Annotated in this window: 11 protein-coding genes; 10 read left to right on the top strand and 1 reads right to left on the bottom strand. The window is 63.7% G+C overall.

Going from position 1 to position 10,915, the window contains the following annotated elements; all coding sequences use genetic code 11:
- Positions 1 to 91 precede the first annotated feature (91 nt).
- The 7 genes from rpsP (at position 92) to ACYVB7_RS10885 (ending at position 6,184) form a co-directional block, all read left to right on the top strand.
- On the top strand, positions 92 to 346 hold the full coding sequence (gene rpsP / locus ACYVB7_RS10915) for a small ribosomal subunit protein bS16 (protein WP_460507365.1): 255 nt from the start codon (positions 92 to 94) through the stop codon (positions 344 to 346).
- 106 nt (positions 347 to 452) lie between these two features.
- On the top strand, positions 453 to 1,034 hold the full coding sequence (gene rimM, locus ACYVB7_RS10910; RefSeq protein WP_460507363.1) for a ribosome maturation factor RimM: 582 nt from the start codon (positions 453 to 455) through the stop codon (positions 1,032 to 1,034).
- Positions 1,035 to 1,062: 28 nt separating this feature from the next.
- The gene (trmD, locus tag ACYVB7_RS10905; RefSeq protein ID WP_460507360.1) at positions 1,063 to 1,878 is read left to right on the top strand and encodes a tRNA (guanine(37)-N(1))-methyltransferase; all 816 of its coding nucleotides are present in this window, start codon (positions 1,063 to 1,065) and stop codon (positions 1,876 to 1,878) included.
- Entirely contained in the window at positions 1,856 to 2,659 is an 804-nt protein-coding gene (gene lgt, locus ACYVB7_RS10900) for a prolipoprotein diacylglyceryl transferase (protein ID WP_460507358.1), read from the top strand. The genes trmD and lgt overlap by 23 nt, the downstream gene beginning before the upstream one ends.
- 78 nt (positions 2,660 to 2,737) lie before the next feature.
- Positions 2,738 to 3,784, top strand: a complete 1,047-nt coding sequence (locus ACYVB7_RS10895; RefSeq protein ID WP_460507356.1) for a Bug family tripartite tricarboxylate transporter substrate binding protein — start codon at positions 2,738 to 2,740, stop codon at positions 3,782 to 3,784.
- Between the two features lie 27 nt (positions 3,785 to 3,811).
- Positions 3,812 to 4,579 (top strand): enoyl-CoA hydratase/isomerase family protein, encoded by a 768-nt coding sequence (locus ACYVB7_RS10890; RefSeq protein ID WP_460507354.1) that lies wholly within the window; start codon positions 3,812 to 3,814, stop codon positions 4,577 to 4,579.
- Positions 4,580 to 4,618: 39 nt separating this feature from the next.
- Positions 4,619 to 6,184 carry a malonate--CoA ligase gene (locus tag ACYVB7_RS10885; RefSeq protein WP_460507351.1) on the top strand — a complete coding sequence of 522 codons (1,566 nt, stop codon included), beginning with the start codon at positions 4,619 to 4,621 and terminating at the stop codon, positions 6,182 to 6,184.
- Between the two features lie 77 nt (positions 6,185 to 6,261).
- On the opposite strand, the gene ACYVB7_RS10880 is transcribed toward ACYVB7_RS10885, so the two are convergent.
- Positions 6,262 to 6,705, bottom strand: coding sequence for a universal stress protein (locus ACYVB7_RS10880; RefSeq protein WP_460507349.1), 444 nt, complete (start codon positions 6,703 to 6,705; stop codon positions 6,262 to 6,264).
- A gap of 167 nt (positions 6,706 to 6,872) precedes the next feature.
- Between ACYVB7_RS10880 and ACYVB7_RS10875 the strand changes: the two genes are divergently transcribed.
- The 3 genes from ACYVB7_RS10875 (at position 6,873) to ccoN (ending at position 10,907) form a co-directional block, all read left to right on the top strand.
- Positions 6,873 to 9,254: a heavy metal translocating P-type ATPase gene (locus tag ACYVB7_RS10875; RefSeq protein ID WP_460507347.1), complete on the top strand. Its 2,382-nt coding sequence runs from the start codon at positions 6,873 to 6,875 to the stop codon at positions 9,252 to 9,254.
- Between the two features lie 4 nt (positions 9,255 to 9,258).
- A complete protein-coding gene (ccoS, locus tag ACYVB7_RS10870) occupies positions 9,259 to 9,396 on the top strand; it encodes a cbb3-type cytochrome oxidase assembly protein CcoS (protein ID WP_460507345.1) in 138 nt (45 codons plus the stop codon).
- Positions 9,397 to 9,464: 68 nt separating this feature from the next.
- Positions 9,465 to 10,907, top strand: coding sequence for a cbb3-type cytochrome c oxidase subunit I (gene ccoN, locus ACYVB7_RS10865; RefSeq protein WP_460507342.1), 1,443 nt, complete (start codon positions 9,465 to 9,467; stop codon positions 10,905 to 10,907).
- Positions 10,908 to 10,915: the final 8 nt, after the last annotated feature.

Raw genomic sequence — 10,915 nt, 5'->3', positions numbered from 1 at the left:
TGGTCAGTCGGTGTCTCAAACGATGGCGAAACATCGCTCGGGCCGCCTCGCTCACCCTTTTGGCAGCGGCCCACTCACCGAAGGATTCAACATGGTCGTCATTCGACTCTCCCGCGGCGGTGCCAAAGCCCGTCCGTTCTACAGCGTTGTGGTCGCCGACAAGCGTGACCGCCGCGATGGCCGTTTCATCGAGCGCATCGGTTTCTACAACCCCATTGCCAAGGGTGGCGAAGAGTCTCTGCGCATTGCCGCTGACCGCCTGACCTACTGGCTGGGCGTCGGCGCCAAGCCTTCCGACACCGTGGCCCGCCTGATCAAGGTTGACGCCGCCAAGGCCGCTGCCTGATTTTTCTGGATGGATTCTGGCGCATCGGCGCCAGACACCATGCACCAAGCGATGTGCCCACTCGTCCAAAGCGAGGGGCACATCGCTTTTTTGTTGGGGATGAGCCATGACGATTGACACCTGGACGCAAGAGCCTCTGCCCGAGGACGCGGTGGAACTGGGCCGCTTGGGCGATGCCTGGGGCATCAAGGGCTGGATCAAAGTCCACCCGTACAGCACCGATCCTGAAGCCTTGCTGTCCGCCGAACAATGGTGGTTGCAAACCCCAGTGCCGCCGCACGACCGCAACTTCAAGGCCTTTTCCGGCACGGTGCGGGTGGCGGTGGACGAAATCAAACCCCACGCCGACACCCTGGTGGCCCGTTTGGCGGGTGTGGCCGACCGCAATGCGTCCGAAGCCTTGCGTGGCGCACGCATCTGGGTGCCGCGCAGCGCCTTCCCCGAGTCCGCCGACCCGGACGAGTTCTACTGGGTGGACCTGGTGGGGCTGACCGTGGTCAACCGCGAGGGCGTTGAACTGGGGGCTGTCACCGATTTGCTGGCCACCGGTCCCACGTCCGTGCTGGTGGTGGGTTACACCCACGACGACAAACCCGCCGAACGCCTGATTCCGTTCGTGTCGGCCTACGTGGACGGGGTGGACAAGGTGGCGCGCCGCATCACCGTGGACTGGCAGCCCGATTACTGATTCCGCTCTCGACCCAAGGTTGCCGCCCATGCGTTTTGACGTCATCACGTTGTTCCCGGAGCTGTTCGGGCCGTTCCTGACGCAGGGCATCAACCGCCGCGCGTTCGACACCGGGTTGGTGCAGGTGGTGTTGTGGAACCTGCGCGATTTTGCCGATGGCAACTACCGCCGTGTGGACGACCGTCCGTTTGGCGGCGGGCCTGGCATGGTGATGATGGCGGAGCCGCTGTCCCGCTGCCTGAGGGCCGTGCGCGAAGCCCGGGCCGAAGCCCCCGATGCCCAAGCCCCCGTGGTGCTGTTTTCGCCCATTGGCCAGACGCTCAAGCACGACGGCGTGCAGCGCTGGGCCGAAGGGCAGGGCGGGGTGTTGATCTGCGGTCGGTACGAGGGCATTGACCAGCGCTTCATCGACCAGTGTGTGGACCAGCAGATCAGCCTGGGCGACTTTGTGTTGTCGGGCGGTGAGATTGCCGCCATTGCCTTGCTGGACGCCGTGGCGCGCTTGCAGCCCGGCGTGCTGAACGACCAGGGCAGCCACCAGCAGGACAGCTTCAACCCGGCGTTGGATGGCTTGCTGGACTGTCCCCACTACACCCGCCCCGAGGTGTGGACACACGAGGGGCAATCGCTGCCGGTGCCGTCGGTGCTGCTCAGCGGTGACCATGCCCGCATTGCCCGGTTCCGCCGGGACATGAGCCTGAAGGTCACCGCCACCCACCGACCCGATGTGTTGGAACTTGTGCGGGCGTCAGGCCATCTGTCACAGGCCGATGAGCGGAGTCTGCGAAACTCCGCCCCCTTCATTCCCCCTGGAGATGCGCATGCTGATGCACCCGCAGATTGATCCCGTTGCCTTGCAAATCGGCCCGGTGGCCGTCCATTGGTATGGGCTGACCTACCTGGCCGCCTTTGGTCTGTTCATGTGGCTGGGCCTGCGCCGACTGGGGCACCCCCCGTTTGACCGCCTGGTGCAGCAGGGGCAGTGGTTTCGCCGGGATGTGGAAGACATCCTGTTTCTGGGCGTGATGGGCGTGGTGCTGGGCGGGCGCCTGGGGTACTGCCTGTTTTACAAGCCCCTGTACTACGCCACCCACCCGCTGGAGGTGTTTGCCGTTTGGCAGGGGGGCATGAGCTTTCACGGGGGCATGTTGGGGGTGATGGCGGCCATGGTGTGGTTTGCCCGTTCGCGCCAGCGCCCGTTTTTGCAGGTGATGGATTTTGTGGCCCCCTGCGTACCCACGGGCTTGGCCGCTGGGCGGGTGGGCAACTTCATCAACGGCGAGTTGTGGGGCCGGGTGGCCGACCCGTCGCTCCCGTGGGGCATGGTGTTCCGCGGGGCGGGCGACATGCCGCGCCATCCGTCCCAGGTCTACCAGTTCTTGCTGGAAGGGTTGCTGCTGTTCGTGGTGCTGTGGGTGTACGCCCGGCGCGAGCGCGCCCAAGGGCAGGTGGCGTCGGCGTTTTTGTTCGGATACGGCGTGCTTCGTTTCACGGCCGAGTATTTCCGCGAGCCCGACGCCCATCTGGGCTTGTTGGCTCTGGGCATGAGCATGGGGCAGTGGTTGTGCGTGCCCATGATCCTGGGCGGGGCTGTGTTGTGGTGGGGGTTCGGTCGGCGACGTTGATCTGGGGTTTTCAGGGGTGGTGTGTGGCGGTGGGGGCACGCTAAGGTGTGCAGCTCTCACCGACCGGAGGCCCATGGCATGACCGCACGCACCTTCCTGACCCCTCATTCCCTCCCTGTTGCACCCAGTGTGGGGGCCGATGGGCATTGGTCCCGGCGGCAGTGCCTCCAGGCGTTGGCCGCATTGGGCAGTGGGACGGTGGTGCTGCCCTCGGGGGCGCAGCCTGCATGGCCCGCCAAGCCGGTGACCCTGATCGTGCCCTTCCCCGCCGGTGGCGGGACGGATGCATTTGCACGCCCCCTCTCGGCTCAATTCTCCCGGCTGGTGGGCAAGACGCTGGTCATCGACAACCGTGGTGGGGCCGGGGGTACTCTGGGGGCGGGGATTGCCGCCAAGGCCCCTGCCGACGGGTACACGTTGTTCATGGGCGCAGTGCACCACACCATTGCCCCGGCCATGTACCCGCGGCTCGATTACGACCTGGAGCGTGACCTGGTGCCGTTGATCCAGGTGGCCAGCGTGCCGCAGGTGCTGGTGGTCAACCCCAAGAACCTGCCCAACATGGATTTCAAGGCGTTTCTGGACCATGTTCACAGGAACCCCGGCAAGCTGAACTACGGTTCAGCAGGGGGTGGAACGTCACATCACCTGGCCGGGGAACTGTTCAAGCTGCAAACCAAGACGTTCATCACCCACATCCCCTACCGAGGAGCGGGTCCGGCATTGCAAGACCTCATGGCCGGCAATGTGGACATGATGTTCGATGGCTTGGGCTCATCAGCCGCGCACATCAAAGGCGGTCGGATCAAGGCTCTGATGGTGTCGGGTTCCAAACGCAGTCCGGCCTTTCCTGACGTGCCCTGCTCGGCCGAACTGGGCTTGCCAGACTACACCGTGGCCACTTGGTACGGTGTCTGGGCGCCCAAAGGCACCCCGGTGGATGCCCAGACCAAGGCGGTGGAAGAGATCCGTCGGGCCTGTCAAACCGACGAGGCCAGACAGGTCTGGGCCAATCAGGGGGCCGAGTTTCCCAACCTCATCGGGGCTCAGTTCGAGGGGTTCATCAAGGCGGAGTTGCGCAAATGGGCCGCTGTGGTGAAAGCATCCGGGGCCAAGCTCGATTGAGGTTCCACATCAGAAAGTCAACTGTTCATGTCAGGTCGTGTCGAGTGTGTTCGTGAGGGGTCTTTGGCCACGGTGGTGCTGGTGCACGAGGGCAAGTTCAACGCCATGTCCCGTGCCATGTGGCGCGAGTTGCGCTCTGTGTTCGTGTCGCTGGCTGCGGAGGAGGGCTTGCGCAGCGTGGTGATCCGGGGGCAGGGGGGGCATTTCTGCGCCGGTGGTGACATCGCCGAGTACCCTGGGTTTCGCCATGACGAGGAAGCACTCACCCGTTTTCACGAAGACGAGGTGTGGGGGGCTTTGGATGCCATCCTGCAGTGCGACGTGCCCGTGGTGGCGGCCATCCAGGGCAATTGCATGGGGGCCGGGGTCGAAATCGCCAGTTGTTGCGACCTCCGTGTGGCGGGGGAAAGCAGCCGTTTTGGCGCCCCCATCGCCAAGCTGGGTTTCCCCATGGCCCCGAGGGAGGCGCAACTGGTGGCCGGTGCCGTCGGCTTGGCCACCGCGCGTGAAATGTTGCTGGCCGCTGCGGTGCTGGATGCCCGCACCCTGTGGCAACGCGGCTTCCTGAACCGCCTGGTGCCCGACGCCGAGGTGTTCGACACCGCCCAGGCGTGGACCACGCAAATGGCCTCTCTCAGCCCCTTGGCCGCCCGCTTGAACAAGCGCACCTTGCGCGACCTGGGGCGTGGCGTGCCCGTGGATGCCCTGGCGGCGCAGGCCTACACCTATGCCGACCATGCCGAACACCAGGAGGGGATTGCCGCCTTCCTGGCCAAGCGTTCCCCCCAGTTTTGATGTGCTGTTTCTGACCTCCGTTCTCTCCACGAGTCACCCATGAACCTGTTTGCTGCACTGCGCGCTCAATTCCCTGCCGACCTGGACACCTGGGCCGTTGAAACCGACTCTGGCCTGCGTTACAGCTGGCGCGACCTGGACGAGGCCAGCGCCATGATGGCCAACCTGCTCACCTCGTTGAACCTGCCCCCGCAAAGCCGGGTGGCGGTGCAGGTGGAGAAGTCGGTCGAGGCCATGATGTTGTACTTGGCCACCCTGCGTGCCGGGCACGTGTTCCTGCCCCTCAACACGGCCTATCAGTCGGCAGAGATCGAGTACTTCGTGGGCAATGCCGAGCCGGCGGTGGTGGTGTGCACCCCGGGCAACTTCGGCTGGGTCAGCCAGATTGCATTCCGCGCGGGCACCCAGAACGTGTTCACGTTGTCAGACCAGCGCACGGGCAGCCTGCTGGAGCGTGCGGCCCACCACGCCAAGACCCAAGAGCCCGCAGTGCGTGGGCCGGATGACCTGGCGGCCATCCTCTACACCAGCGGGACCACCGGGCGCAGCAAAGGGGCCATGCTGACCCACGGCAACCTGCTGAGCAATGCCGAGGTGCTCAAGACCTATTGGGGATGGCGCACGCCCGCCCAAGGCGGGGATGTGCTGTTGCACGCCTTGCCCATCTTTCACGTCCATGGGCTGTTTGTGGCCATCCACGCGGCCTTGCTCAATGGCAGCCCCATGTTGTGGCTCAACAAGTTCGACCCCAAGGCCGTCATTGAGCGGTTGCCGCGCGCCACCGTGTTCATGGGTGTGCCCACGCTGTACACCCGCATGCTGGCCGAGCCGTCACTCACCCAGGCGGTGTGCGGCCACATGCGGTTGTTCATCAGTGGCTCGGCGCCGCTGCTGTTGGAGACCTTCAAGGAATGGCAGACCCGCACGGGGCACACCATCCTGGAGCGGTATGGCATGTCCGAAACCATCATGCTCACCTCCAACCCCTGCCAGGGCGATGTGCGGCACCTGGACGCCCAGGGGCAGGCGCTGACCTTGCGCAAGGGCGGCACGGTGGGCTTTCCGTTGCCCGGCGTGGGGCTGCGCGTGGTGGGTGACCACGGCGAGCCGGTCGAGGTGGGGGACATCGGCGGCATCCAGGTGCGGGGGCCCAATGTGTTCAAGGGCTACTGGCGCATGCCCGAAAAAACAGCCGAAGAATTCACGGCCGACGGCTGGTTCAAGACCGGTGATGTGGGGCGCGTGGACGCCCAAGGCTACGTGACCATCGTGGGCCGCAGCAAGGACCTCATCATCAGCGGCGGGTACAACGTGTACCCGGCGGAGATCGAGGGCTACATCAACGAGTTGCCGGGGGTGGCCGAGAGTGCGGTGGTGGGGGTGCCGCACCCCGACTTTGGCGAGGTGGGGGTGGCGGTGCTCACGGTGCGTTCAGGTGCCACGGTGGACCCCGATGCGGTGCTGGCCCAGCTCAAGGCCACGTTGGCCAACTTCAAAATCCCCAAGAAGTGCGTGGTGGTGCCTGAACTGCCCCGCAACACCATGGGCAAGGTGCAAAAGAACCTGCTGAGGGACCAGCACAAGGCGTCTTTTGTGCCCGGTTGAATCCGGGAACCGGGCGGTAGCCAGGTCCTGATTTAATAGCTGCTACCGCTTATGAATAAAGCGGTAGAGCCTATTTTTTACCTCAAAACCAGCACGGGAATGTGGGAGTGCGTCAGCACTTGCTGGGTTTCGCTGCCCAGCAGCAGTCGCTTGAGTCCCCGACGCCCGTGGGAGGCCATCACGATCAGGTCGCATTTGTGGCGTTTGGCCGCGGCAATCAGGGCCTCGGCAATCAGGTCGGACTTCACGGTGGTGGCCTTGACCTTGACGCTTTGCAGCTGCCCTTTGGCCTTGACGGCGTTGACGGCCTCCATGGCTTCGTCGTTCCACTGCTTTTCGATCTTGGCGATCTCGTCCGCGCCCAGGGCCACACCGCCTTCGAAGTAGGTTTGCGGGTAACGCGGCACCACTTTGACGGCCACCACTTCCGCGCCGGTCAAGTCGGCCAACATCAACCCGTGCTCAACGGCTTTTTCGGACAGTTCAGAGCCGTCAGTGGCCACCATGATGCGCTTGTACATGTGAAATCTCCTGATTGAGTTTTGGGGGATTCGGCACGGGAAAAGACGCCTTTTCAAGAGGGTTTCTCCTGTGCGGAACCGTCGTGCAGTTAGGCTACTTCAAACCTCGTTTGGGGGGTTGACGTATGTCAACCGATCCAACCACCTGCTGACATACTCTCGCCGCAATGAATCAAGCTGAGACCGCGCCCCCATCGGGGGATACCTGGGCTGGCGCGGGGGCTCGACAGAGCGCCACGGCTGCCGATCTGTTCACCGTGGATCGACCCAAGGGCCCCTTGGAGGTCTCCGATGACTTTTCTGTGCTCGACGACCCAGGCGAGCAATCCGAGTTCACCACTTACACCGATGCCGATGGACGGCGCACCGCATCGTCGGTGTTGATGGTCCAGGGCATGTACTGCGCCGCGTGTGCCGACACCGTGGAGGGTGCCCTGTGCGACCTTCCTGGGGTGATCAAGGCCGAGGTGCACGCGGCCACCCGTCGCCTCACGGTGCAATGGGACCCCGCGGCCACACAGGTTTCGGTGCTGGCCCGGGCCGTGGGCGATACCGGCTACCGCTTGCTGCCCATGCGCGAGGCGCTCAGCGTGACGCAGCGTCTTGCCGAAGGCCGCCGCGTGTTGTGGCGCTTGTTTGTGGCCGGCATTTGCATGATGCAGGTCATGATGTACGCATGGCCTGCGTACATCACCGAACCTGGGGACATTCCTCCCGACATCGAGCAGCTTCTGCGTTGGGCCAGCTGGATCCTGAGCCTGCCGGTCATCCTGTTTGCCAGCGGTTCGTTTTTTGCGGGTGCCTGGCGCGACCTGAAGAAGGGCCGCGTGGGCATGGACACACCGGTGTCCATCGGCATTTTGGTCACGTTTGTCGCCAGCACGCTGGCCACCTTTGACCGGGGCGGGCCTTGGGGCCATGAGGTGTGGTTCGACTCACTCACCATGTTCGTGTTCTTCCTCATGGGGGGGCGCTACCTGGAGTTCAAGGCCCGTGACCGCACGGCAGGCGCGTTGGACGACCTGATGAACCGGCTGCCCGAGGTGTGTGACCGCTTGCGCGGGGATGGGGCTTACGAGTCCGTCTCGGTCCGTCGCCTGGTGGTGGGGGACACCGTGCGTGTGCAGGCGGGTCAGGCATTTCCGGGGGATGGCACGCTGCTGAGCGCCCGCGCGCAGGTGGACGAGGCGTTGTTGACGGGGGAGTCCGACGCCATCGCCAAGGTGCAGGGAGAGGCGGTGATTGCCGGCAGCTTCAACCTGTCGGGGCCTGTGGAGGTTCGCATCGACAAGCTGGGCCGCGACACCCGCTTTGCCCAGATCGTGGCCCTGATGGAAAAGGCGTCCACCGACAAACCTCGGCTGGCCATCCTGGCAGACAAGATCGCGGCCCCATTTTTGGTGCTGGTGCTGTTGTCGGCCCTGGTGGCGGCGTTTTTCTGGTGGCGCGTGGACCACTCCCGGGCGTTGGCGGTGGCGGTGGCGGTGTTGATCGTGACCTGCCCCTGTGCCTTGTCTCTGGCCACGCCTGCCGCCATGTTGGCCTCAGCCGGGGCTTTGGCGCGCCGCGGTGTGCTGGTTCGACGGCTGCAGGCCTTTGAGGCCCTGGCGGGCATCGACACGGTGATTTTCGACAAGACAGGCACCCTGACCCACGACCGGGTCCAGCTGTCCCAGGTGACGGTGCGGGACGGCTGGACGGCCGATCAGGTGCTGCAATTGGCGGGCGGTTTGGCTTCGGTGTCGCTGCACCCGGCATCCAAGGCCATTGCCGCAGCGGCTTCCGACCAGGGTTTGAGCTGCGCCGCGTTGACCCATGTGGAGGAACTGGCAGGGCAGGGGATGGCCGGGGTGAGTGCCGTGCATGGCCCCCTGAAATTGGGGTCGGCGGCATTTGCCGGGGTGACTGAGGCGCACCGTGCCCAGTCCTCCGGTCCGCAAGTGCATCTGGCCGATGCATCCGGGTGGTTGGCCACCTTCGTTTTGGACGAAGGGCTGCGGGACGACGCTGCGGCCACCGTGAAGGCTTTGAAGGAAGCGGGCATTCAAACCTGGCTGTTGTCGGGGGACAAGCCCCAGGCTGCCCAGCGCATCGCCCAGGGGGTGGGGGTAGACCGGGTGGTGTCCGAAGCGAATCCAGAGGCCAAGCTCACCGAGTTGGCTGCGTTGCAGGCGTCGGGACACCGCGTGGCCATGGTGGGTGATGGCCTGAACGATGGGCCTGTTCTCGCCCGTGCCGACACGTCTTTTGCGCTGGGCAATGCAGCGCCGTTGGCTCAGGCGCAATCCGACTTCGTGATCCAATCCGGGCGGCTGCTGGAGGTGCCTCAGGCCTTGATACAGGCGCGCCTGACCATGCGTGTGGTGCGTCAGAATTTGGCGTGGGCCGCCGCCTACAACGCGATCAGCGTGCCACTGGCGTTGGCGGGATACATGCCTCCCTGGGCCGCAGGCCTGGGCATGGCGGTGAGTTCGTTCTGGGTGATTGGGAATGCACTCAGGCTGAACGCTTCACCTTCTGTTTTTTCACCCGATTCAGGGGCGGAGTGACACCATGGAAGTGCTATATCTTTTGATACCGTTGTCGGTGGTGATCGTGTTGGCCATCATCGTCATTTTTTGGTGGGCTTTGGAGTCGGGCCAGCTCGACAACATCGACCGTGAAGGTGGCCGTATTCTTCGGGGCGATTGACTTAAGTCAAGGTAGAAACCCTAGTGTCCAATGACACTTCGCCCCACGACTTTTAAGAGGAGTTCCGTATGTCTGTGATAACGAAGGCCAGTCAGGCGACGGCGTACAACGACACCGTTGTACGCCAGTTCGCCGTCATGACTGTGGTGTGGGGTGTGGTCGGGATGCTGGTGGGGGTGATCATTGCCGCCCAGCTCACCTGGCCCGAGCTGAACCTCGGGATTGAGTTCTTGACTTACGGGCGTTTGCGCCCCCTGCACACCAATGCAGTGATCTTTGCCTTTGGTGGCTGTGCCCTGTTCGGCACCAGCTACTACGTTGTCCAGCGGACCTGCCAGACACGTCTGATCTCTGACGGCTTGGCCGCCTTCACCTTTTGGGCCTGGCAACTGGTCATCCTGTTGGCAGCCCTGAGCCTGCCCGCGGGTTTCACCACCGGCAAGGAGTACGCCGAGCTGGAGTGGCCCATTGACATCCTCATCACCGTGGTGTGGGTGGCGTATGCCATCGTGTTCTTCGGGACCATCGGCATCCGCAAGGTCCGCCACATTTATGTGGGCAACTGGTTCTATGGCGCCATGATCCTGGCCGTGGCCGTGCTGCACCTGGTCAACAGCGCTGAACTGCCTGTCAGCCTGACCAAGAGCTACTCTGCCTACGCAGGTGTTCAGGATGCCATGGTGCAATGGTGGTACGGCCACAATGCCGTGGGCTTCTTCCTGACTGCCGGCTTCCTGGGCATGATGTACTACTTCATTCCCAAGCAAGCAGGCCGCCCGGTCTACTCCTATCGCCTGTCCATCGTCCACTTCTGGGCGCTGATCTTCACCTACATGTGGGCGGGTCCTCACCACCTGCACTACACCGCGCTGCCTGACTGGACGCAGTCCGTGGGCATGGTGTTCTCCCTGATCCTGCTGGCTCCCAGCTGGGGCGGCATGATCAACGGCATCATGACCCTGTCCGGCGCATGGCACAAGCTGCGTGACGACCCCATCCTGCGCTTCCTGATCGTGTCGCTGTCGTTCTACGGCATGTCCACGTTCGAAGGTCCGATGATGTCCATCAAGACCGTCAACGCACTGTCTCACTACACCGACTGGACCGTGGGTCACGTGCACTCCGGCGCCCTGGGTTGGGTGGGTCTGATTTCCGTCGGCTCCATGTACTACCTGATTCCGCGTCTGTTCGGTCAAAAGCAAATGCACAGCGTCAAGGCCGTGGAACTGCACTTCTGGGTGGCCACCATCGGCATCGTGCTGTACATCGCCGCAATGTGGATTGCCGGTGTGATGCAAGGTCTGATGTGGCGCTCGGTCAACCCCGACGGCAGCCTGACCTACACCTTTGTTGAGTCTGTGAAGGCCACCTTCCCCTTCTACGTGATTCGTTTGTTGGGTGGTCTGCTGTACCTGGGCGGCATGCTGCTGATGCTGTGGAACACGATCATGACCGCTGTCAAGGGTCAGGTCGCTGACGTCCGCATCCCCGCTGTTGCAAGCCACGCCTGAGGAGAACC

This window comes from Hydrogenophaga soli (assembly GCF_054777695.1).
The sequence above is the reverse complement of the archived record's forward strand: the minus strand, read 5'-3'. Positions and strand labels throughout refer to the sequence as shown.

Excerpts from the sequence above, each read along its gene's own strand:
- rpsP (WP_460507365.1), top strand. The coding sequence starts at position 92 with ATGGTCGTCATTCGACTCTCCCGCGGCGGTGCCAAAGCCCGTCCGTTC.
- rimM (WP_460507363.1), top strand. The coding sequence starts at position 453 with ATGACGATTGACACCTGGACGCAAGAGCCTCTGCCCGAGGACGCGGTG.
- trmD (WP_460507360.1), top strand. The coding sequence starts at position 1,063 with ATGCGTTTTGACGTCATCACGTTGTTCCCGGAGCTGTTCGGGCCGTTC.
- lgt (WP_460507358.1), top strand. The coding sequence starts at position 1,856 with ATGCTGATGCACCCGCAGATTGATCCCGTTGCCTTGCAAATCGGCCCG.
- ACYVB7_RS10895 (WP_460507356.1), top strand. The coding sequence starts at position 2,738 with ATGACCGCACGCACCTTCCTGACCCCTCATTCCCTCCCTGTTGCACCC.
- ACYVB7_RS10890 (WP_460507354.1), top strand. The coding sequence starts at position 3,812 with ATGTCAGGTCGTGTCGAGTGTGTTCGTGAGGGGTCTTTGGCCACGGTG.
- ACYVB7_RS10885 (WP_460507351.1), top strand. The coding sequence starts at position 4,619 with ATGAACCTGTTTGCTGCACTGCGCGCTCAATTCCCTGCCGACCTGGAC.
- ACYVB7_RS10880 (WP_460507349.1), bottom strand. The coding sequence starts at position 6,705 with ATGTACAAGCGCATCATGGTGGCCACTGACGGCTCTGAACTGTCCGAA.
- ACYVB7_RS10875 (WP_460507347.1), top strand. The coding sequence starts at position 6,873 with ATGAATCAAGCTGAGACCGCGCCCCCATCGGGGGATACCTGGGCTGGC.
- ccoS (WP_460507345.1), top strand. The coding sequence starts at position 9,259 with ATGGAAGTGCTATATCTTTTGATACCGTTGTCGGTGGTGATCGTGTTG.
- ccoN (WP_460507342.1), top strand. The coding sequence starts at position 9,465 with ATGTCTGTGATAACGAAGGCCAGTCAGGCGACGGCGTACAACGACACC.